Below are 21,281 nucleotides of genomic sequence, written 5' to 3'. Positions count from 1 at the left end.
CATTAAGCAAGACTCCAGCCAGCCGCACTCTTTCGGATATTGACAAAATCCTGATAGATACCAGGCTGTTTCAAAAGTTCCTCATGGGTTCCTTGCTGTGCAATCTGGCCGTTGTCTATAACTAAAATCTGATCGGCGTTCTGGATGGTATTTAGGCGGTGAGCGATTACAAGCAGGGTCTTTCCCTTCACCAATTCGGAAATAGCCTCCTGAATATAGCTTTCATTGTCCGTATCTACACTTGCGGTAGCTTCATCCAAAATGACAATAGGCGCGTCTTTCAGAATACAGCGGGCAATCGAAATACGCTGTTTTTCGCCGCCGGAAAGTGTTGCACCGCCCTCACCAACCACCGTTTGGAATCCGTCGGGCAAAGCCATAATGAAATCATAGCAGCGGGCTTTTCTGGCAGCCTCATAGACTTCTTCTTCCGTGGCATCCGGCTTTCCCATGATGATATTGTTGTAAATGGTGTCCTGAAACAGATACACGCGCTGGAATACCATGCTGATCTGATCCATCAATTCCGACAGAGGTACATTGCGAATATCCACGCCCCTTATCGCCACATTGCCGGATTTTACATCCCAAAGTCGCGCCAGCAAGTTTGCAATGGTGGACTTACCGCTACCGGACGGTCCAACCAGCGCTGTCATAGAATTTTTCTTCATGGCAAAACTGATATGATGCAGAACCTCTTTATCCTGATAAGCAAATGTAACATCGTTGAACAGGACTTCCGGCTGTCCCGGCTGTTCCTGAGCCGGAATATGCTGCTTTCCGTTGTCGGAAAGTTCCGGTTCATCCAATACCGCTTCAATACGATCAAGGGCAGCGTTCATAACGGTTAGTCTGGATGCTTCTCCATAGAGAGCCTTCAACGGGCCAAAAAGATCAAATACAAATAGCAGAACACCCAACACATAAGCCAAAGAAAGCGCACCGCTCTGTTCCAACACAATAGACAGGCCGAAAATTGCCGCAATACCAATACCGTAAAGGATATTCAGCCCCATTGTCCACGGGGTCATTTTTCGTTCAAAGTCAAGCGATGTATTTCTGGAACGCTTGAAATTGCCGGACAGTTCTTCGGATTTTTCTCCAAGCAGGTTATAGCTCTTAATAACACCAATGCCCTCCACAAAAGACAGCACCGCATCGGTCAGCCGTTCACTCTGCTCCTGACGGCCTGCTGCTTCTCGTAGGGAAACTTTGTTCATTCCCTTAGATACCAGCCATGCCAAAATAGTAACTATCGCAGCGATCAAGCCAAGCTGCCAATTCAGATAAAACATGAAGGCCAGCAAAACCAGCGAGGACAGCAGATAGCTCATCATGTTTCCCAGCGTACTCATAGCGACTTCTTCAATGAACACCATGTCGGTACTGAGGACAGAACTGATCTTGCCAATATTGCCGGAAGTGAAATATCCCATCGGAAGTTTCCGCAGATGGCCGCCCAATTCGATACGCTTGTCAGCGAACATCAAATATCCCGCTGCACTTTGCAGGCTGTCACTAAGATAATGGACGAGCATCTGAACCAGCACAATAGCGGCAAGGCCAAGTCCCACATAAAGGCAAGTCTGCCCGGTAATGGTCTTGTTTGCAAATCCACTCAAAACCACAAAGGCCAGAAAAATCGACATTTTGGACAGAATGGATTCCAGAAACGCACAAACAAATGCGCCCTGAATACGGCTCTTATAACGGCCGGAAAGTTTCAATATTCTTGAAAACAAAGCAAACATTTATTTCCCCTCCTTTGCAGTGTGTACTTTCCACTCGGCGCTGTCTTGTGCCGCTTTCCACAACTTTTGATATTCAGGGCAGGACTGGATCAGCTCTTGATGTCTGCCCGTTGCAACCAGTTTTCCGTGATCCATAACACAAATCTGATCTGCGTTCATAATGGCTGGTAATTTGTGTGCAATAACCACAAGGGTCTTACCTTTTACAAGCTCTGCAATGGCGGCCTCCATCTTTTCTTCGTTTTCAGGATCGGCATAGGCAGTTGCCTCGTCAAGCACCACAATAGGAGCATCCTTTAAGATTGCCCTTGCCAGAGAAATACGCTGGCGCTGACCTCCGGAGAGCATTTTTCCTGCATCACCAGCCATCGAATGAATACCCTGCGGAAGTTTCTCAAGGAACTCCATACACTGAGCTTTCTTTGCGGCCTCCACCACTTCTTCATCCGTTGCGTTCAGCCGACCAAGCCGAATGTTTTCGAGCAGAGAGGTATTGAACAGGTATTGATCCTGTGCCACATAGGAGATACGGCTGTTGAGTGCTTCAAGACTCATATCGCATAGTTTCTGCCCACCGATGGAAATACTGCCTTTCTGTGGGTCATAGTAGTGAATCAGCAGTTTCGCTAATGTACTCTTGCCGGAGCCAGATTCACCAACAAGGGCTGTTTTCTGTCCAGCTTTTGCCGTAAAGGAAATGTCATGGAGAACTTCATCCTCAATTACAACAGGCTTTCCATCCGGGCCGGGCTGTGTGGTCTGATAAGCGAAAGAAACATGGTCATAAGTAATGGTGTCATCTTTCCCGTGGAACGCATCTTCTGTCTGCTGGAGCTCCGGCGCATCCAACACCTGCTCCAATGCAGAAATTTTATAGTTAAGCTGGGGCATGGTAGGCAGGAAACCGAGAGATTTCAGCAGCGGCATACCAATACTTAAAGAAAGACACAGTACCAAGATCAAATTAGGCAGAGTAGACCAGCCAGAGAGAACAAACCATGCGCCAACAGGCAAAGTCAGAATAATGGTGCATGGAAGCAGACTGCTGTAAATTGCCATCCACGGCCACGCCGCCTTGTACCACGCCAGAGTATAGTCCCGATAATCTGATACATCTTTGCGGAACCGCTCATAGGAATCTGCGTCCTTATTGAATACCTTGACAACTTCCATACCGTTAATGTACTCAATAATGGTATTGTTCATCTTTTGTCCGGCCATGTAGTAAGGCCCCATTTTCTTCATGCCAACGGAATACATCGTCATCATGGCAATCAGACTGATCGGAATGGATGCCAGCGACAGAAGCGCCAGTTTCCAATCCACAAAGAACATTGCCACATAAACCGCAATAGGGATCATCAGGTTTGCAATTCCCTCCGGCATGGAGTGAGCCAGCAAAACTTCCAGACTGTCTACATCATCCACGAACAGCTTTTTGACTGTGCCGGTGCCTTTATCCTGAATGACACCGAGGGGCAGCTTTTCAAACCGTTTTTGAAGTGCCGTCCGCAGACGGAGCAGCGTGTCGTAAGCGGCTTTGTGAGAAAGATTCAGTCCCCAGCCATAGAAAAGGGCTTGCAGCACCAGACACGCCAAGACAAGAACCACGCGCAAAATGATAAAGGATGCTTCAATAGATTCACCCATGACCAGCGGCGCGATCACCTGATAAGCCAGCACAAAGGGCAAGACACCCATCAGGACGCTGACCAGCACGATGGCCGTTGCTGCATAAAGCCCCTTCTTATGAGGCCCTGCATACTCAAATACTTTTTGAAACATAATTCCAACCTCCTATCAGGTAAAATATTTTTCGGACAGCGTTTTCAAAATTTCTGGTGAAAGCCTTTGATTTTGAATAGCCCCGTCATCATCCAACTGAACCACCTCCGTACAGGTACGGACAATAAACTCAAAATCGTGGGACACCACAAACACGATCACACCAGAGCTTGAAAGCTGTTCGATCAGTTTGCTGACACGCACCATAGAATCATAGTCCAAACCACTGGTAGGTTCGTCAAAGTAGATTACCGGGCTGCCCTTTACGATTGCCGCACCGATAGTAACCCGTTGCTTTTGACCTCCTGAAAGGGATGCCGGATGCCGTTCCCGGTAATCTGATAGTTCCAGTGCTTTCAGTGTTTCATCCACTTTTTCTTTGCAATCGTCCCTCATTCCAAGGGATAGTTCTTCCTCCACGCTGCTGGCAAAAAGCTGATAATCCGTATCTTGCATGACAAGATAGGAAAGTGACCGCCGCTGGCGTGGTGTAAGTTTTTTCCCGTCAAAGCAGACCTCGCCGCGCTGCTGCTTTAGCAAACCCGTTAAAATAGATAAGAGGGTTGTTTTTCCAGCCCCGTTATGGCCCAGAATACCGATCACATCTCCTGCATGAGCTTCAAAGCTGACATTTTGAAAAATATCCGGCCCCTTCTTGTAGGCAAAGCCTAAATTGTGAACATTCAGCCGATGTGTCTCATCCTTTGTGTGCGGTCTTTCCTGATAATGTTCTGCATCGCGTTCCGGGTATGCTGTCCGCAGACCATAAGAAATTCGTGTTTCTTCGGGCAAAGAGCAAAACTGTTCCCCTGTGAACTCATGCTCAATTTTTCCGTTCTGAATCAAAAAGGCTCTATCAATCAGATCGCGCAAATAATAAAAACGATGCTCTACCACAAAAATTGTGTATCCAGCGTGTTTCAGTTTTCCCATAATTTCTGCCAACCGTTTGGTAGCGGCATAGTCCAGATTTGCCGATGGTTCATCAAAAATATATACTTTTGGCCCCAGCGCATAGACAGAACCGATTGCGATCTGTTGCTTCTCCCCGCTGGATAATGCAAAGATACTTCTGTTCAAGTAGTTTACCAATTCCAACTCTTTCGCCGCTTTTGCAATGCGATCAATCGTTTCCTCGCGGGGTAGTCCGAGATTTTCGCAGCCGAAAGCCAGTTCCCGCGTGGTATCCGTCATAAAGAATTGAGAGCGTGGGTCTTGGAATACCGTTCCAACCTGTCCGGCTAATTCAGACGGCTTCATTTCCAGCAGCGAATGACCATCCATGAGCAGATCGCCTTGGATTTCTCCGGGATAAAAGTGCGGAATCAGACCGTTGAGTGAGCGGATCAGGGTTGTTTTGCCGCAGCCGCTTCGCCCTGTCAGAAGAATGAACTCACCCGTCTGTACGGTCATATCAATTCCACGGAGGGTGAAGTCTTTGCTTTCTTCATAACGAAAGCTAAAATTCTGAAATGAGATCATCGTCATACCCTCCACAAAATGATTTCCCCGATTTTAGTCTGATCGATAAAAAGCAAACCGACCAAAAAGAGGATACCAAACAGCGATACCACGATTTCCGGCCACGAAAAACGGATTGGCCGCAGCGCGTATCGTTTGCACTCCAACTCCAGACCGCGTGTTGTGCCGGATGCTGCCAGTTCATCAGTGACTTTCAAGCACCGCATCAGCAGAGGTATCAAAATATATTCTATGGTTGCTAACGGATGGGATACCCGTTTCCACACGGTATCACTGATACCGCGAATATCCATCGTGCTTCGGATTTGTCGGTATTCAATCCGTAAAGTAGGGATATAGCGGAACATAACAACAAGGGGGATTGTGACTGCCTGGGGCAGCCGCATCCGTTGAAGTGCCACCATTAAGTCATCCATGTATGTAGTTCGCAATATCCAAAGTCCCATCATCATGATAGGGATCAATTTTAAGACCGTCACGCCGAACACGCTCATAATCACACTTAAAACCGGAACTTGGACATAACGGAGCAGGGCATTGAGATAAGCAACAATAATATAGGTCACTATCATTTTGACAGCCCATTTTCCACCGTTACCCAAGGCAATAAACAGCCCATAAACCAGCATGAGCGCGAGACTGACAACTTCTCCGGCCAGAAAATAACTGACAAAACCAATGCAGACCAAAAGAAGTATCTTGCAGCGTGGGTCGAGGAGCGCAGAGCCATGTAGGGGCTGGCGCTCAATTATTTGTTTAATTTGTGCTTCTTCCATTCAAATGTCTCCCTATAAAAATCAAAGCGCGGGACGGTTCTCAGCCCCACGCTCTGAAGTCAGGCAGCCCGCTTGCCTGTATTGTCTGATAAAGTTTCAGGGGGCTGATCCTGTTATTTTACTGAAACAAGTCCAGCTTTGATAAAGTGTTTTTTCAATGCTTTCTGACCGATAAAGCCACCAATCAGACCGCCCACCAATCCGGCAGCAACAATGACTACCAGCATGGGAACGGAAGTAATGCTCAACATTCCCTGAATGTACTCCGGGGCAATATTGTTTTTCTCCATTGCTCCGACAAATGCGCTTTGAAGAAATTTGATGGGGCAGATAGCACTAAAAGCGAAGATAGCACTGAACAGCGCATAGGCTGCCATCATGGACTTCATTGTGATTTCATTCCGGCTCATAACCAGAAAATCGCAAATGATACCGCCAATTACCAAGCCGATAGGAATAAACCAGAAAGCACCAACCAGCAGGAACAGGATGGCCTGAATTGCGGCGCAAATGGTAAACACGCCTTTCTTCGGAACCTTAGCCAGCAGGAGCATCATAACGATGCCATTCGGGATCGCAACAACGGACGGATAAAATACGTTTGTCACCGGGCCAGCCACGCTCATAATGGTGCTGATAACCATGCAGATAATCCACATGAGGGCCGTTAAAACACCGATGAGAATAAAATCTTTCGCATTTAGCTTTTGTTTCATACTCTTATTCCTCCTCACTTTATTTGGAAAATAAAAAATGCGATGTGGTTAATGTTCTCTAACCACATCGCAAATTGTACCAATTTCCGTTGTTACATCCAACCCAAACCCGATTTCATTCTACCCAAAATCGGTATTTTTTAGGTTTAGCCAATCGTATTTTCATCTTTATAGTTCTTAGGTATTACTCCATATTTCTTTTTGAACGCAGCCGCAAAATTGCTTGGTTTTGAATATCCAACCAGCGTTGCAATCTGGCTTACGTTCAAGTCGCTTTCCAAAAGTAGCCCGGCTGCCTTTTCCAGTCTTTGATCTATGATATATGCGTGAACAGATGTCCCAAATAAAGAATTAAATCCCTTTGTCAGTTTGGAAACACTGATATTTACCTTTTTCGCCAGTTCCTCACAACTTGGTGCAAAAGCAAGCTGGCTGTCGATGATCCGTTTTGCTTCGGTAATCGAGTCCCTGTCACTTTTAGAAATACTGATATAGCTTGATGAAAGAATACTAAGTTCCAATACTTCACTCAAATACACGGACAGCAATTCAAAAACCTTACTTTCCAGAAATAAATACCCTAAACCGCCCCGGTATTGCGTAAAATCTTTTACCTCCGCAAAAATGTGCTCCATATACGGGGTAATGTTCACTTTTGAAATGCCAGTCAATAACTTCTTCTCATAAGCATCTATCTCACTATCTTCAAAGTAGTCATTCAAGATTTTGTGAAAATAGGGCATGGGAATTTTTATATTTTTGAAAAGGAAGTCTGTTTTCCCGGAATAACACAGGTATTCCATCTTACCATGTCCTCGATAAATACAAGATTCGCCTTTCTGTATGCTGACACTTTGACGTGCATCTGCAATATTCCACGATACGCCATCATTGAAGCAAAATAAAAGTTGAATATAATCTTCGCAGCTTACACCCTGCACATTCATATCAGAAAAATAGTTCATTTTCCAGTCTGATACAACAGCTCCTTGCTTTGTAACAACCTGTGAAATCTGGCCTGTTCCCATATCAGCCGGAATATCTATTGTCACTGTCTGCGGAGAGTTGGAGAGCAGATCATGGTACAGCTTCGTCATGTATTGGTTTGTCATCGTGCGCCCTCCTTTCTGGGTTAGCCAAGGCTAAGCATATAATACTTTATATTTTGATGGCAGTCAAGGTAGGGTCGCCAATTGCTAAAGTGAAATTAAATAGTCAGTAGTATGAAATAGATAGTCGTTCAAATAATATCACATGAAATGTAAAATCATATCAGGTGATGTTATGAAGATAGAACGAGATGAAAGACGCTTTGATTTTCACGATATAGGGCTCGCCATCAAGCGGGCAAGAGAAGCCAGCGGCATGACACAGGAGCAACTGGCCTATATTGTTGACCGCGCTCCGCGTACCATTATGTATAATGAAAATGATGGTCAGCATCCAAGCTTCAACACCTTTTATCAGATGGTCACAATGTTTGATATATCGGTGGATCAATACTTTTACCCGTCCCAAAATAGCGGGAGCGAGTGCAGAAAGCGGATTGATGCCATGTTGAACGCCTTGGACGAAAGAGAATTGAAAATCGTTGAAGCTACAATCCAAGCGATGAAAGCATCGAAAGAAACGGAGGAAACGTAAAAGAAAGCGTAACCTCCGTTTTTTTGCGCCATGTTGCGGGTTGCGCGTTTTGGCAAGCAATTCGGGTGTGGCCACACTCCGAAATTTTTGCAGGGCGCAGGGCCCGCAAAAATGCTTGTTGGGGAGCTCCCCAAACCCGCTGTACTTCGGGACAAATTGTCCCAAAGTCCCGGTGCACTGCACCGTAGTCTGCGGCCCGTCACTATCGTTCCTGTGCCTTATTCTCACGCTCGTCCGTTATGCCGAGCAGATGATCAATGTTCGCTTTTATTGCCACGGCCTCCCGCATTTGCCGCTGGGCATCCCGGTATTCTGCATAAAGCTCTTTCTTTTGTCCCGCCAGCTCACGGCGGGATTTTTTTAGTGCTTCAATCTTAGGGAGCTTTGCGCCGTTCAGTATGGTGTTCATGGTATCCTTTGCCGCCCGGTAAGTGGCAAGCTCCACTTCATGCTGGGCCAGATACTTTTTGCTGTACCGCGCAGCCTTGTACCCATCGAACACCGGGCGGGTCTTGGCATAGTCCACCGTGGCAGCCATCAGCTCCGAGGTTTTGGAAAGGGCCTCCTCCGTTGTGCGGAGCTCGTCAGACAGCTTGTGAAAGTGATCCACAGCAGCCTCGGTGCGGGCCGTCAGCGCCGCATAGTCTGTCAGATGATGCTCCTGCAAATACTGGAGCGCGGCAGCCATCTGTTTTAGGTTGTATATCTTGGCCCATCGTTCATAGGCCGGGCCCTTGCCTTGGGCCATCCGCTCTTGAATGTCGATGATGAGATTAACTCGCCGTGGCGGAACCTTGGGCTCCTCTGGCAACTCGGGGAGCGGACGTTCCCCGGCAATTACTGCCTTGATGTCCTCCGGGTCAAATCCAGCTCCCAGTGTAGAAGCCCGGAGCCGGGTCGGTTTTTCCTGTCCGGGCGCGAGAAATGAGATGACACCGCCTCGTCCCTGTTTCACCGAAAAGCCGGACTCCTCCATAAGCCGGAGAAAATCGGCAAAGTCTGTGGGCTTTTTCTCCAAAGCAGCGAGAATCGCCAGACGTACCCGCTGCTTGGCAGAGGGCGGCTTTTCCCCGATCCACTGGCCATAGTGAAGAAAGCGGCCCTTGCTGTGCTGGCACGGATTTTGGATGACAGACAATTCATGTTCGATGCACACGCGGTCAGAGAGCCGCCGCAGGGCAAAGGACGAACCAATAAAATTATGAAATTTCCGGGAGCGGTCAAAGGCCGTCGCATTGAAATAAATGTGATTGTGGATATGGGCCTTGTCGGTATGCGTACAGACGAAGAACTGATACTTTCCCTTTGTCCAGCGCATCGCCGTTTCATAGCCGATACGGTTTGCTTCTTCCGCCGTAACCTCCCCGGGCAGGAACGCCTGCCGGATCTGAAAGAACAGGGCCCCGCGAGATACGGCCCGGCCTGTCTCTGCAAGGTATTGACTTTTTACCAGAAGAAACTCGGCGGGGGCCGTGTTCGGATCGCAGAGATAGGAAGATACGGCTCCCAGCTTTTCTGGGTTCAGGCCATAGTTGAAACGATCCTCCATCGTTTGAATTGCACTTTTTCCCGCCGCTGTTTTATAAGGGCGGATGTAGGTGGTCGCCATAGAAATCCCTCCTTCCGGCAAATAGTATTTTTACTTTGGGACACTTTGTCCCGAAGTAGAAAAAGCCGGGGAGCGGTATCAACCACTCCCCGGATGGGTCAGAGCTCTACCAGCGCGGAGAGCTGTTTCAAGAGATCAGACAGCGGCCCCCACAAAGCGGCATAGTCCCGCTGCAAGGCCGCGAGTTCTTCGGGATAAATTGCGCCGTAGGTGTTGGCTTGAATTGCCACTTGGTTCAGATTGTTGGAGCATCGCCGCTGGAGCGAAACCAGCTCACGAACAGGCGAAAGGTCAACATGAAGCACATACCCACTCAGGGCCATTTTCCGCATATAGGCTCCCATGTTACGGATGCCAGCCTCCGCCATACGTTCTTGAATCAGGGCCTGCTCCTCCTCCGACACCATCACATGAAGATGGATCGGACGGCGGCGTTTCTTTGTCATCGCTCCTCACGCTCCCGGCTGCGGCAGGCGCGGGGCGGCTCCTTTACCTTATCCAGCGGCTTTTCCTGTTCGTCTGCCGGAACGGGGCGCGGCAAATGAAATTCACGGTGCAGGCGCAGCGCCTCCAGTACAGACAAATCCTGTTCACGTTTCTTTTCCATATACGCACCTCCTTATCTATCGCCACGGTCAGGCTGCTTGCGCTGGGGAGCCGGAGCCTCCGAGCCGCGATCTGCCTCCGCCAACTTTGCCGCATTTTTCATCTGCTCGGCAATCGGACGGGGCCTGTCGGGATTATCAGGCGCAGGACGCAGCTCATAATCGGATGCCTGTTTTTCCGTCAGCGGGCGGGTATAGGTAAGATAACCCCAAGCCAAGAACGAGCCATTTTCCACCGGGATGCGCTGATCGTAATTGAAGATTTCATCCGGCTTGTTATAGGGCGGCTTCGGGAATGTCCCGATGTCCACAGGCCGCTGGGTCGAATAATACTTGTAAAGACCGGGAGCCTCGGTCTGCCTGATCCCCACGTTATAAATACGCTGATAGTCCTGCACCCGGTCTGTAAAATCCTGTTCCATCGCGGTGCGGTCATTTCCATAGTGACCCCATTCGTACTGCCGCAGACCGTCTTTGTCATCATAACAGGCCCATGTGACATAGCGGGATGGCGCGGTGGGATGCTCGCCCAATGCAAATCCCCGCCCATTTTCCAGCATGACCGCCTTCAAAATAGCGTAGCCTTGATTTTTGTCCATAGTACACCTCCCATCATCGAGACATTTCTTTGTTTTCTCTTTTCACAAACGGCTGGAGCTGATAGGGGCTTGTACCGTCCTCGGGTCGCAGAAAGTCTATCCGGGCCGCAGCACGGATGGCGTTCTGGTTAAGCTGCCGCTGCCATGCCCCTTGGCTGGGAGCCCACTTAAAGCCGTTGCTTTTCAGTTTCTGCCGCTGATCGGCATCGGGCTTTTCCTCAAAAATAAGCTGCAAACGGTTTTCAGCCTCGTTGATTTTTGCCTCACCTCCGGGGAATGTCCAGCCAGCAAACTCGGAGCGGCTGCTCAGTTCCTCAATGCGCTGGCGTACACGGCGGATGTTGGCGTTGTTGTTGGAAAGCAGATAGGCGGGGTATGGCTTGCTTTTGTCCAAGTGCCATGACTGCGCCATATCTGCTTTGAGCTTTTCGGCCTGCTCCGGCGTAAGCTCCGGGCAGCCGTCCAGCGTTTTGTGTTTCCGAAAATACGCATTGACCGCCTTCATGGTGGTCTGCTGGGACTCCAGCCCCTCCAGCTTTTTTGTCAGTTTTTCCACGGCCAGATCGTCATCCGCGCTGATCCCACCCATTCCAACAGAGCGGATTTTATCAAGCAGCTTTGAAATCTCTGCATACTCTCCATAGTTGCGATCCCGGGCGGCGTTCTGCTTGTGCTTCTTTGCCACAGGGAAATTGCCGCCCCCGGAGATCAGAATAGAGGGTACACGGGCATCAATCACATTGCGTTCATTCAGATTTTCCGCAAGTTTCCGGGCATAGCGATCCACCAGTGTGTCAATCTTATCGTGGTACATGGGATCGACACGGGCTTTCTGGCGTTCCGCCGCTGCATACGCTTCATCGACCATTGCCCGGTAGCCCGCCGTAGCGGAGCCCGGCTGATAGTCGGAAAAGCTGTTCATATCTTTTGCCCGCTTTGCGGCTTCTTCGTTGATCGGATAATATTTCGGCATAGTACCTCCTTCCACAAAAGGTCGGAACTTTGGGACAAATTGTCCCAAAGCCCCGGCAGCTAAAATGTTGACAGCATCTCACGGAAACAGGGCCGGACATAGAAACATACACCTCCCGCAGAAAAGGGCCTTAAAAAGCCTTGTCATAAGCGGGTTTAGACTGGCCTAATTGTCAACACATCAGCCCCGTTTTTTCCGCATATATTCCCGCTGCTGTCTGCGGTGTGCCGCCTTTGCACAGGCCGCCGAACAATAGGTTTGCCGTCCATCAGGAGCCACGGCTCTGCCACATACCGGGCAAGCCTTGAAATCCGGCCTTGGCCCCTCTGTCAGCAACGCAGCCTCCAGCGCCGGATCAAGGGGCAGAACTGCCTCGCGGAAGTAGCGGCAATAAGCCCCCGTCCAGCATTTCCCAAACATATAGCACTCGCAATCCAGCGGCAGGCAGCCGCAGTCCCGGTCATAGTTGGCACACCATTTTGACACCAGCCTGCGGATTGCCGCTTTTTCTGTCCGGGTCAGTTCTCGGCCCACAGCATCACCTCCCGTTGCCCGGTGGTTTGAGCTGCTCCCAGTAGCAGAACACGCAGCCGATCCCGCGCCAGTAAGGGCAGCCGTCACAACGGGAGCCCTTCGGCGGCAGGCTGGGCGGCACACCCTTAAAGTAGCTTTTTTCTTTCATAAATCCCTCATAGGGGTTGTTGGTAAATCTCATTCATTATCCTCGCTTTCGGTATCGTCCTCGTCCCAAGGCGGCCCATCGTCCTCGGGATCGTCATAATCAGCCAGTTCCTCACTGTAATCCTCTTCGGGTACAGCAGCTTTTTCATGCTTCGGGCGGTAGATTTTGAAGTACCAGCCTGCACCGCCGCCCAGAATAGCCACTGCCAAGATCAGCAGAAGCGTCCCGGTATTACTTTTCTGCTGGGGCTCGGGTTCCGGCTCCTCCGCAGGTTCCGTTACCGGGGCGGGTTCGGGAGCTGTGCCAGCACACTCGGTCATATTGACCGCGCAGACCTCGCAATCCGTATGGATGGCTCCGGGCGCACATTTTTCTGTACAGGAGCAGGCCGGAAGTTCTCCGCCAGCGGCCTCCAGTGCCGCCAGCAGATCGGCTTCATCCACCATGTTCAGAAAGTAGGTGTGATACTGTTCGCCGTCCTCGTCCACAGGCTTGTCATAATCAATGACAATGTAAAAGGTGTTGCCGCCGCTGGTTTCCACCGTGATAAACTGTTTGTTGGTTGCAGCATCATAGAGCAGATCGCGGGTCACAAGGTTTCCATCCTCCGAAAAGCCCGCGCCCGGGGTAATGGTAGGTGCAGGCTCCGGGGCCGGAGTTTCTTCCACAACAGGCGGTTCCTCATTCCCACTGTCCGAATAGGCGTAGGCTGGGATCGCAAAGCCGCATAAAAGAACGGCGAAGCAAAGCCCCGCCGCCAACATACGAAAGTGTTTCATATTCAGTTCTCCTCCTTCTTTTCTTCTTCGGACTTCGGGACACTTTGTCCCAAAGTGCCACCGTCCTTCAGCTTTTCAAACAGCAGCGGGAGCTCCGTAAGGGAGATGCTCATACCGCGCACAATGTCCACGATCTCGCTGTTTTCCGCCTCCAGCTTTTTCTGCTCCAGCTCCTTGAGCCGGGCCTGCTGTTCACTGATTTTAGCCTTGACCTTATCAATCTCGGCCTGAATTTTCATGCTTTTGGTAGTTGCCATTTCAAAACCTCCTGTCACGGTAAACGCCCGTAGGCGTAAAAATGAGATTGCCAGTAGCTTGTATTCAAATTTGCGTAGCCGATGGGATCTCCGCAATGCAGCATTTTTCCGTCACCGACATAAATCCCGCAATGACTCACGCCCGGCGTGTCATAGGTGCCTTTGAAGAACACCAGATCACCGGGTTTGGGAGAGCTGGTCGGCGTACAGATGTTATAGAGCCCCTGGGCTCCCAGCCTGCCAACATTCCAGCCGGAGTGATTGATGACCCATGAAACATAGCCCGAGCAATCAAAGGAAGTAGCCGGAGAACTGCCGCCCCACACATAGGGATAGCCGATGTATTTCTGCGCCTCGGCAAGCATCGCGGCAAAGGTTTCATCGTCCAGATATTCTCCGGGTACTTCGTAATCACCGGGTTTCCCGGTAATGTACTTGTTCACATAGGGAGAATCCGGGAACAGATCGGGGCGGTTTCCCAGCGTTGCCATATAGATGGCATACCGGGAAAGCTGATCCTCGCCCATGACATACACGGGTACATGGGATAAATCAAAGTTCTCCAGCGTGACCGTACAGATGTAATAGTCGTAAGGCACCTGATAGGTGTCTGTATGGGAGTTGCCGTCCTCGTCCGTCCATGTGTCGGTTTCTGTGCGATACCGGGTTTCCACCACCACATCCTCCGTGAGAATGTATTGGCGGTCAAACAGCATTTGCAGCGTTCCCTGTACCTCGTCTATTGTCCATTGTCCCTCATGGAGCGCACACAAAAGAGAAAGCAGCACATAGGGGTCATGTTCGATTTCGTCCAGATCGAAGTGGTATTCGTCATAGTCATGGGTGCTTTCATAGGTATCCAGATAATGCTGCAAATCATCTTCCAGCGCACAGTAGGCAGCTTCGGCGGCCAGCATATCCCGATCCTCGCAAGGATAGGTGCTGGCCCCTAATGCACCGGCCCCGGCGTTCCCCAGCATAAGCATGGTAGAGGAACAGGACTGCATAGCAAACAGGAGTAACACACAGAGCACCGCAACCACGGCACCTGCGGGATGACTTTTGACAAATTCCACTGCCCGGGCGGTCAGGCGTTCTGTGGCTGTGGCAGTTTTCCCAGCCGCAGCCGCGCCCTGCTTTGCAGCCTCCTTTGCCTGCTTGCGGTATTGCCTGCGAAGCCGTTGCTTTTGCCAGTAGCGGGTAAGGGCATTTTTCGTCAGCTCCGGGTGCTCCTGTGCGGCGGTGTGAAAATGGTAGTCCGCCGTGTACTTGGTATAGCGGGCTTCGGCCTTGCGTACCACTTTTGCCGGATGTTCCCGGACTTTACGGCGCACAAAGCGGGAGCCGTGCCGCAGCGCGGTTTCTCCCACAAGCTCAGAACGGTGTGCGCCTTCTGTGCCGACATTTTCCTGTTCCACTTCAAAAATCTTGCCATGCACGAAGCTGTGAACGGAACCACTGGCAACACGGCCTATGCGTTTTACCGGGCCGGGCTTTTTCGGCGGCTTTTGTTTTGCCAGCTTCTCCCGGGCCTGTTCCAGCTTTTCGCCTTGGGACTCCATACGGAGCTTTGCCGCCGCAGCCTGTTCCTGCTGGCTCTTTTTGCGGAACTTGGACTTCGGGACACTTTGTCCCGAAGTGTCGGAAGCCTCCGGCCCGGGCTGTTCCCCGTCAGGGGCGTGGGCGGTCTGCGACCAAGCCTCCTCCTTGGTCTTATTCGTTTTTCGTTTCATTCTTCATATCCTCCGGGCGGGTAGTCAGCAGGTCATAGATTTCTCCGCGAGGGAACCGATCCACAAACGGAATGGTTACATTTCCATAGAACAACAGCCCCTCACCGGAATTGCTGTGTGTGATATAGGAAAGCTGATGCTCGGAAATGCCGAGCTGTTTTGCCAGAATGGTACGGTCACTCTGCGCCTGCGAAAGCAGAATCATAAAATCCGTGTTGTCCAGAATGTTCTCGATTTCCCGGCTGGCCAAAAGGTCTTTGACGTTCTGCGTCAAAGCAGACGGCACACATCCTTTTTTACGCAGCATTTTCCAGACTGCCACAAAGTAGCTGGCTGTCAGCGGATCGCGGAGCAGGATATGAAACTCGTCAAAGTAGCACCAAGTCGCCGCGCCCTCGTGGAAGTTCTGATCCACCGCCTGCGAAACAAACTCATTTGTGATGTGCATTGCAATCTTTCTAAGGTTTTCGCCCATGTTTTTCAGAACGATGCACACCACACGGCTGTCCGTCTTGACGTTGGTAGGATGGTTAAAGAGATTGAGGGAGCCTGTGCAATAAAGCTCTAAGGCAGTTGCCACGCGCCGGGCTTCGGGCTCCGGCTGGCGTAAGAGCTCTTCGTACAAATCCTGCAACAGCGGTGTTTTTGCGGTTTCCAGTCCGAGCGCCTGCTCCCGATACACCAAACGCACACAGCGGTCAATGACCGTCTTTTCAATGGGCTGCAAACCTTCCTTGCCGCCAACCACCAGCTCGCACAGGGACAAAAGAAAATCCGCCTTCATGGAAAGCGGGCTTTCTCCGGCAGCCATATTGAGCTCCACATCCATCGGATTGAGGTGGTGCGGGCTGTCCGGGGCAATCTCGATCACCTGGCCGCCCAGCCTTCGCACCAGCGGAGCGTATTCGCCCATCGGGTCAACCACGATGATCCGATCCTGCGGGATGGTGAGAAACACATTCAAGAGCTCGCGCTTTGCGGCAAAGCTCTTTCCGGAGCCCGTAGAGCCCAAATACATCCCGTTTGCTGATTTCAGCTTTTTGCGGTCAGCCATGATGACATTGTGAGAAAGTGCGTTCATGCCATAGTAGAGGGCCTGCCCAGCCATGCGGAGCTCCCTTGTCATAAAAGGAATAAAGATGGCTGTGGAGCTGGTGGTCATACCGCGCTGGATTTCTACCTCGTTGTAACCAAGGGCCAACGAGGAAACAAAGCCCTGTTCCTGTTGCCAGTCCAGACGGCGCAGAGCGCAGTTGTATTTCTGCGCGATACCGCCCACGGTAAACACATCGTTTTCCAGCCGCTGGCGGTTAGGAGCAAGGTTTACCACCGTAAAGGTCAGCAGAAACATTCGCTCATTGCGGGATTGCAAATCAGCCAGAAGCTCCGCCGCGTCCTTGCTGAATGTGATCAGGTCAGGGGGAAGAATATCCGGGTCATAGCCGGAGCGCACAGCCTTTCTCTGTTCCTCCACCTTCATTTTTCCGATGTCAGAGATTTTCCCCTTGATGGTCTTGATTGCCTTGAGCTGATCCACGGTCTGAATGTGCATGGTCACGGTCATTTCCGCATCCAGCTCCAAGATTTCCGCCAACAACTTATCCGAAAGCTCCGATGCCATAATCTGTAAGTAGGACACCGCGCCCCAATACTGGCCGATGCGGAATGTGCGGGACTGGCGGAAGTCGAGACTGTCCGGGGCAATAAAGTCTTTTGTGCCGAGCCCGGTCTGCGGGATGTCTTTCCACGAAAAACGGAACGCCTCACGGCTCCCCGGGTGCATCTGGCTATGAAGCAGCGCAAGGCGGGCCCGTCCGTCCATCGGCTCCGAGGGAACGCCCAGTCGCTTAAAGTTTCCCATGACATCGGCCTCCACACGCTCCAGACGGGGCCGTGCCTCCGCAATCCCCTCGGCGGGTATGCCAAAGGTGATGTATTTTGAGCGTTCAATGCCGTTATTGCTTTTGGCAATCTGATTTTTCAGCATCCCGGTAAACTCATCCCGGACGCTGTTATAGTTGTCATCCGCTTTCGGGATATTGACTTGATAGCGGCTGCGGGAATGGGAACGACGGTTGATAAAGGAAAGCTGGAACGGCAGCGAACTGTCAAAGTAGTTGAGAAATGAACTCCATCCGCTGAATATGGCAGTCTGATCCTCGGTGGATGCCACGGAGTAATTGATGTCCTCATATTCCACGGTTTTTGTATAGAGCCCACCCGGGAGCTTGCACACACCGTCCGGGTGCATGGACAGATACGGGATTGTCTGTTGGGCAGACAGGGTTGCCCGGCCTTTACCCTTGGCGGCGGCTCCGTTTTTCTTCTTTGTGTTTTTCAATCACATCCTCCTTTCCAGCGCCCGACCCGGCAAAGGGCGCATAAATGTTTTCGGTTCGGTAGGCCCTGATCCCCGGCCTTAGAAACTTGGCCCGGATGATATTCCGCACCACCTTCTCAAAGGGTAAGCCGTCCTTTTCATACATGGCCAGCAGGAACGCCGGGAGCATAATTCCCAGCATGAGAAACATCGCCCCGGTATTGCCGAGGGTGCCACGGGTCAGCAGATAGGCCGGAATCCCTACTGCGCCCGCGCTGCCGAAGCAGACAAGCTGGCGTTTGGTGAGGTTGAAAGCCATCTTTGTTTTGATTTTGGATAAATCGTTTGGTACGTTTACATAGGGCATAGATCACACTCCTTTCTGTACTTCGGGACAATGTGTCCCAAAGTCCGGGATGGTTGGTGTTACTTCATTTCCCCATACAGCCCAGCCGGGCGGGGTCTGCCTGGCAAAGAGCTCCACGCGGGGCAGATCGCCCATCAGGGAAATGATTTTGGCGCGGGCCTCGTCCGGCTTTTTGCTATGGGCTTCAATCGGGGAAATGATGAATTGATGAATGTTGGCAGCCTGCCGCTTTGGATGTCCCTTGGTTGCCAGCAGGCAGATTTCTGCATTGCCCCTTGTCCAGAAGCCAAGGCCGTAAAACCAGCTATCCGCCTTCTTGTTCTTTTTCAGCCAGACGAAAGCAACGCTTTTGTAGGTGAAGCCCCAAGCCTCGATCAGCCGGAGCGCCTCCGGGAGCTGCGGGAAAGTAGCCCATAAAAAGAGTGCGCTGTCCGGGGCTGCAAGATCAGCCACAGGCAACGCACATAAATCCTCAATGCTCATAGTGGGATAATGATTTTCCGCCGCACCCTGTACTTTCTTAGCCGAGTAGCGCCAAGGGGGATCGGCGTAAATGATAGAATACTGCTGGATAATTACACTCCTTTCTCGCCGGAGCTTTTTACTGCCTGCGCCGCACGGATGCGCTCACTGGCGGCGGCATAAAAGGACGGGGCCGTTTCAAAGCATACAAAGCGGCGTTCTGTGTTGATGGCTGCAATCGCGGTTGTGCCGGAGCCCGCGCAAATGTCCGCAACCAGTTCGCCGGGGTGGGTATAGGTGCGGATCAGATACTCGCAGAGCTCCACGGGCTTCTGCGTAGGATGGATGCCGCCGGACACCGTAGGCACAAATAGTACATTTCCGGGATAGCGGCGGCCATCGTTGGACTCGGAGCCCTGCCGTTCAAATTTCCCATAGTTGGAGCTTGTACCGCTTCTGGAATGTACGCGGGTATAAGGCTTGCCATAAGTAAACTGCGGATTGTAGACCGGGGACTTCTGGTAAAACACCAAGATATTCTCGGACTTTTTCAGTGGAGCCCGGTTTGCATTGAGAAAGCCCGTTCCGCGCTCCTTATACCAAATCCACTCATAGCGGAGCATGGCGAGGTTGGATGCGCCCAGCACCTTGTCAAAGGGGCACTGCGCGAAAAACAGCACCGCGCCATTCGGCTTGACCGCCCATTTCACCGCCTCCCACAGCTCCGGGAGCGGCAGGGGCACATCCCAATAATTCCGGGTTGTGCCGTAAGGCGGATCGGTCAGCAGCATATCCACGCTATGTTTGGGCAGGGAGCGCAGGCCCTCAATGCCATCCATGAGAAATAAGCCCTCCTTCGGGACACTTTGTCCCAAAGTGCGGCTATCGGTCATTGCGGGCCTCCTTTTCCTTGGCAGGCGCAGGCCGGGCGGCGTTTTCTTTTCCTGCCTGCTTTGCGGCCTCGGCCATCTGCTCCTTGATCGGGGCAGGCCGTACCGCCTGAGCCCGCGCAACAAGCTGTTCCACCGCCGCATGATACGCTTCCACACCAGCCGCGTTAATCCGTTCCTGTGTGGCGCGGTCAGGAATCCGAACCGTAGCCCGGTATCCCGTCCGGCTGGCAGGATCGGGTTTAGAGGGAGCTCCAAGAAAAATTCCGTTTTTCCCGTCCACAACCTTAAAATCATCGATGACCACACCGCCAAAATTGACGCTGGCGAAGCCGATCAGTTTTCCCTGCGGGTCAATCGGGCGGACAGATACCGTGATCGGAACAACCGCCTCCTGCAAGACAGCATCTGTCCGCATTTTTACTGCCTCATCAATGCTAACGCCCTTGACTTCTGCAAGCTCCGCGATGGGAGCATCAAACAGCCAGCGCCGTTCCTCCGCAGCAATCTGCTCCGGGGTCAGCAATACATCGTCCTTCTTACTCAGATAAAATTCCTCCTTTCCGCTTGCCGGAGCAGGCTGGGCGGGGTCGTCCATCAGCTCTTTTTTTTGCAGGACGGCCTCCGTTTCCGCCATAAAGCGGTAAGCGTCCGCTTCAGTAAACTCCTCCGGCGTTTTTCCATTCCATAAGCGCGTTCCATCCGCCCCGTATCTTCTCGGCATAAGCACCTTCTCCTGTTAATGAGCGCCAAAGATACGCTGGGCAATGCTCCCGGTCTTAAAGAGCATGAAGCAAAGCAGAACCGTGTAGCCCACAGTTCCCCAAATCGCCCCAATGGGATCGCCGCTTGTTGCGATGCCTTGAATGAGCACCGCGTAAATTGCAACACATACAAGAATCAGCAGCCCTTGAAAGCCCACGGCAAACAGGGACTTGATGTAGTTTTGCCCGGTGCTGCCAAGCTCCCGGTTGGAAAGCGTAGCAACGGGGATGGGGGCCAGACTGGTCAGCAGATAGATTTCCAGCATTCTGCCATACACCAAAACGAAAATGATAATCCCCATCGCCTTCATCGTAAATCCAATGAGCGCAGACTGCAGCCAAAGCCCCAAAAGCGGCCCCAAGTCCATCGCCTCCAGCGAGGTTTCCAGTTCGGCAAGCATATCCGCCGAAACATCGGTGGAGCCTTGAATGAGCCCGCCTGCCTGCGCGATAACGCTCTGCGACACATCGAACACAGCCATGACGATATTGAATGTATTTGACAGGATTAAGATTGCACAGGCTGTTTTGAACATCCATTTATAGAGGTTCGCAACGTCAACCTCGTGCATATTGTTCTTTTCCAAAAGCATCTGTATGAGCTCATAAGTGGCAACAAAGGTCAGCACCATTCCGGCAATCGGCAGGATCACCGTTTCGGAAAGCTGTCGGATCAGGGAGAAAACCCCGGCGTGCCACGCCGCCGGGGTAGTCCCTACCTGTGCCGCAATCTCTCCGACTTGGGTATTGACAGTATCAAAAAGACCTTCGAGGTTCCCCATGATCCCACCAATCAGAAGCTCTTTGAGCCAGTTTGTGAGCCAGTCGGTGAGAAAATCCATAAGCGCCTACCTTAAAACAGGCCAGACAGCAGAGGGATCAGTGTGGTGCCAATGACGATGATGCCGCCGCCCGCCATGAGCTGCTTCATGCCCTGGGACTTGGAGCCCGGGTTATCCGAGCCGTAGCCCTCCAGCAGATTAACCACGCCCCACACGCCAAGGCCAGCACCGAGAGCAATAACGAGGGTCTGTAAAGTGTCGATTGCAGATGAGAAAAATGCCATATAAGCCTCCATTTCTCCGGG

22 protein-coding genes are annotated in these 21,281 nt (G+C 51.4%); 1 reads left to right on the top strand and 21 read right to left on the bottom strand.

Features of this window, described 5'->3' with window-relative positions; all coding sequences use genetic code 11:
- Positions 1–2: 2 nt before the first annotated feature.
- From GKZ87_16530 to GKZ87_16505, 6 genes are all read right to left on the bottom strand, one after another.
- Positions 3–1,751, bottom strand: a complete 1,749-nt coding sequence (locus GKZ87_16530; protein ID QSI26976.1) for an ATP-binding cassette domain-containing protein — start codon at positions 1,749–1,751, stop codon at positions 3–5.
- On the bottom strand, positions 1,752–3,536 hold the full coding sequence (locus tag GKZ87_16525; GenBank protein QSI26975.1) for an ATP-binding cassette domain-containing protein: 1,785 nt from the start codon (positions 3,534–3,536) through the stop codon (positions 1,752–1,754).
- Between the two features lie 15 nt (positions 3,537–3,551).
- Positions 3,552–5,024: an ATP-binding cassette domain-containing protein gene (locus tag GKZ87_16520; protein ID QSI26974.1), complete on the bottom strand. Its 1,473-nt coding sequence runs from the start codon at positions 5,022–5,024 to the stop codon at positions 3,552–3,554.
- Complete coding sequence (locus GKZ87_16515; protein ID QSI26973.1) at positions 5,021–5,794, bottom strand: energy-coupling factor transporter transmembrane protein EcfT; 774 nt, start codon at positions 5,792–5,794, stop codon at positions 5,021–5,023. Before GKZ87_16515 ends, GKZ87_16520 begins: the two co-directional genes overlap by 4 nt.
- Before the next feature lie 113 nt (positions 5,795–5,907).
- Positions 5,908–6,510, bottom strand: a complete 603-nt coding sequence (locus GKZ87_16510) for an MptD family putative ECF transporter S component (GenBank protein QSI26972.1) — start codon at positions 6,508–6,510, stop codon at positions 5,908–5,910.
- A 146-nt stretch (positions 6,511–6,656) separates the two neighbouring features.
- Entirely contained in the window at positions 6,657–7,622 is a 966-nt protein-coding gene (locus GKZ87_16505; GenBank protein QSI26971.1) for a helix-turn-helix domain-containing protein, read from the bottom strand.
- Between the two features lie 172 nt (positions 7,623–7,794).
- Between GKZ87_16505 and GKZ87_16500 the strand changes: the two genes are divergently transcribed.
- Positions 7,795–8,154 (top strand): XRE family transcriptional regulator, encoded by a 360-nt coding sequence (locus GKZ87_16500; GenBank protein ID QSI26970.1) that lies wholly within the window; start codon positions 7,795–7,797, stop codon positions 8,152–8,154.
- Between the two features lie 202 nt (positions 8,155–8,356).
- On the opposite strand, the gene GKZ87_16495 is transcribed toward GKZ87_16500, so the two are convergent.
- The 15 genes from GKZ87_16495 to GKZ87_16425 all read right to left on the bottom strand — a co-directional run bounded on the left by GKZ87_16495 (position 8,357) and on the right by GKZ87_16425 (position 21,260).
- Positions 8,357–9,784, bottom strand: a complete 1,428-nt coding sequence (locus tag GKZ87_16495; protein ID QSI26969.1) for a relaxase/mobilization nuclease domain-containing protein — start codon at positions 9,782–9,784, stop codon at positions 8,357–8,359.
- A gap of 77 nt (positions 9,785–9,861) precedes the next feature.
- Positions 9,862–10,209 carry a plasmid mobilization relaxosome protein MobC gene (gene mobC / locus GKZ87_16490; protein QSI26968.1) on the bottom strand — a complete coding sequence of 116 codons (348 nt, stop codon included), beginning with the start codon at positions 10,207–10,209 and terminating at the stop codon, positions 9,862–9,864.
- A 173-nt stretch (positions 10,210–10,382) separates the two neighbouring features.
- Positions 10,383–10,967, bottom strand: a complete 585-nt coding sequence (locus GKZ87_16485) for a hypothetical protein (protein QSI26967.1) — start codon at positions 10,965–10,967, stop codon at positions 10,383–10,385.
- 13 nt (positions 10,968–10,980) lie between these two features.
- Positions 10,981–11,940: a hypothetical protein gene (locus GKZ87_16480; protein QSI26966.1), complete on the bottom strand. Its 960-nt coding sequence runs from the start codon at positions 11,938–11,940 to the stop codon at positions 10,981–10,983.
- A 180-nt stretch (positions 11,941–12,120) separates the two neighbouring features.
- Positions 12,121–12,474 carry a hypothetical protein gene (locus GKZ87_16475; protein QSI26965.1) on the bottom strand — a complete coding sequence of 118 codons (354 nt, stop codon included), beginning with the start codon at positions 12,472–12,474 and terminating at the stop codon, positions 12,121–12,123.
- Between the two features lie 177 nt (positions 12,475–12,651).
- Positions 12,652–13,401, bottom strand: a complete 750-nt coding sequence (locus GKZ87_16470; protein ID QSI26964.1) for a DUF4366 domain-containing protein — start codon at positions 13,399–13,401, stop codon at positions 12,652–12,654.
- Between the two features lie 2 nt (positions 13,402–13,403).
- A complete protein-coding gene (locus GKZ87_16465; GenBank protein QSI26963.1) occupies positions 13,404–13,658 on the bottom strand; it encodes a DUF4315 family protein in 255 nt (84 codons plus the stop codon).
- A 14-nt stretch (positions 13,659–13,672) separates the two neighbouring features.
- Positions 13,673–15,391, bottom strand: a complete 1,719-nt coding sequence (locus GKZ87_16460) for an NlpC/P60 family protein (GenBank protein QSI26962.1) — start codon at positions 15,389–15,391, stop codon at positions 13,673–13,675.
- Positions 15,372–17,642 carry a DUF87 domain-containing protein gene (locus tag GKZ87_16455; protein QSI27997.1) on the bottom strand — a complete coding sequence of 757 codons (2,271 nt, stop codon included), beginning with the start codon at positions 17,640–17,642 and terminating at the stop codon, positions 15,372–15,374. Before GKZ87_16455 ends, GKZ87_16460 begins: the two co-directional genes overlap by 20 nt.
- A 46-nt stretch (positions 17,643–17,688) precedes the next feature.
- Positions 17,689–18,078 (bottom strand): PrgI family protein, encoded by a 390-nt coding sequence (locus GKZ87_16450; GenBank protein ID QSI26961.1) that lies wholly within the window; start codon positions 18,076–18,078, stop codon positions 17,689–17,691.
- A gap of 3 nt (positions 18,079–18,081) precedes the next feature.
- The gene (locus GKZ87_16445; GenBank protein QSI26960.1) at positions 18,082–18,636 is read right to left on the bottom strand and encodes a hypothetical protein; all 555 of its coding nucleotides are present in this window, start codon (positions 18,634–18,636) and stop codon (positions 18,082–18,084) included.
- Between the two features lie 17 nt (positions 18,637–18,653).
- Positions 18,654–19,433 (bottom strand): site-specific DNA-methyltransferase, encoded by a 780-nt coding sequence (locus GKZ87_16440; protein ID QSI26959.1) that lies wholly within the window; start codon positions 19,431–19,433, stop codon positions 18,654–18,656.
- Positions 19,423–20,154, bottom strand: coding sequence for a SpoVG family protein (locus tag GKZ87_16435; GenBank protein ID QSI26958.1), 732 nt, complete (start codon positions 20,152–20,154; stop codon positions 19,423–19,425). The genes GKZ87_16440 and GKZ87_16435 overlap by 11 nt, the downstream gene beginning before the upstream one ends.
- Positions 20,155–20,169: 15 nt before the next feature.
- A complete protein-coding gene (locus GKZ87_16430) occupies positions 20,170–21,036 on the bottom strand; it encodes a hypothetical protein (protein QSI26957.1) in 867 nt (288 codons plus the stop codon).
- An 11-nt stretch (positions 21,037–21,047) separates the two neighbouring features.
- Positions 21,048–21,260, bottom strand: a complete 213-nt coding sequence (locus tag GKZ87_16425) for a conjugal transfer protein (GenBank protein ID QSI27996.1) — start codon at positions 21,258–21,260, stop codon at positions 21,048–21,050.
- Positions 21,261–21,281 lie beyond the last annotated feature (21 nt).

The sequence above is a fragment of the Erysipelotrichaceae bacterium 66202529 genome (genome assembly GCA_017161075.1).
Classification (GTDB): domain Bacteria; phylum Bacillota_I; class Bacilli_A; order Erysipelotrichales; family Erysipelotrichaceae; genus Clostridium_AQ.
Note: the sequence above shows the minus strand (reverse complement) of the source record. Positions and strands in the feature narration are given on the sequence as shown.

Bases quoted from the DNA above. Each gene is read 5' to 3' on its own strand.
- GKZ87_16440 (QSI26959.1), bottom strand. From the start codon at position 19,433: ATGACCGATAGCCGCACTTTGGGACAAAGTGTCCCGAAGGAGGGCTTA.
- GKZ87_16430 (QSI26957.1), bottom strand. From the start codon at position 21,036: ATGGATTTTCTCACCGACTGGCTCACAAACTGGCTCAAAGAGCTTCTG.
- GKZ87_16515 (QSI26973.1), bottom strand. From the start codon at position 5,794: ATGGAAGAAGCACAAATTAAACAAATAATTGAGCGCCAGCCCCTACAT.
- GKZ87_16450 (QSI26961.1), bottom strand. From the start codon at position 18,078: ATGCCCTATGTAAACGTACCAAACGATTTATCCAAAATCAAAACAAAG.
- mobC (QSI26968.1), bottom strand. From the start codon at position 10,209: ATGACAAAGAAACGCCGCCGTCCGATCCATCTTCATGTGATGGTGTCG.
- GKZ87_16480 (QSI26966.1), bottom strand. From the start codon at position 11,940: ATGCCGAAATATTATCCGATCAACGAAGAAGCCGCAAAGCGGGCAAAA.
- GKZ87_16510 (QSI26972.1), bottom strand. From the start codon at position 6,510: ATGAAACAAAAGCTAAATGCGAAAGATTTTATTCTCATCGGTGTTTTA.
- GKZ87_16530 (QSI26976.1), bottom strand. From the start codon at position 1,751: ATGTTTGCTTTGTTTTCAAGAATATTGAAACTTTCCGGCCGTTATAAG.
- GKZ87_16525 (QSI26975.1), bottom strand. From the start codon at position 3,536: ATGTTTCAAAAAGTATTTGAGTATGCAGGGCCTCATAAGAAGGGGCTT.
- GKZ87_16505 (QSI26971.1), bottom strand. From the start codon at position 7,622: ATGACAAACCAATACATGACGAAGCTGTACCATGATCTGCTCTCCAAC.
- GKZ87_16485 (QSI26967.1), bottom strand. From the start codon at position 10,967: ATGGACAAAAATCAAGGCTACGCTATTTTGAAGGCGGTCATGCTGGAA.
- GKZ87_16520 (QSI26974.1), bottom strand. From the start codon at position 5,024: ATGACGATGATCTCATTTCAGAATTTTAGCTTTCGTTATGAAGAAAGC.
- GKZ87_16500 (QSI26970.1), top strand. From the start codon at position 7,795: ATGAAGATAGAACGAGATGAAAGACGCTTTGATTTTCACGATATAGGG.
- GKZ87_16470 (QSI26964.1), bottom strand. From the start codon at position 13,401: ATGAAACACTTTCGTATGTTGGCGGCGGGGCTTTGCTTCGCCGTTCTT.
- GKZ87_16435 (QSI26958.1), bottom strand. From the start codon at position 20,154: ATGCCGAGAAGATACGGGGCGGATGGAACGCGCTTATGGAATGGAAAA.
- GKZ87_16455 (QSI27997.1), bottom strand. From the start codon at position 17,642: ATGCACCCGGACGGTGTGTGCAAGCTCCCGGGTGGGCTCTATACAAAA.
- GKZ87_16465 (QSI26963.1), bottom strand. From the start codon at position 13,658: ATGGCAACTACCAAAAGCATGAAAATTCAGGCCGAGATTGATAAGGTC.
- GKZ87_16460 (QSI26962.1), bottom strand. From the start codon at position 15,391: ATGAAACGAAAAACGAATAAGACCAAGGAGGAGGCTTGGTCGCAGACC.
- GKZ87_16425 (QSI27996.1), bottom strand. From the start codon at position 21,260: ATGGCATTTTTCTCATCTGCAATCGACACTTTACAGACCCTCGTTATT.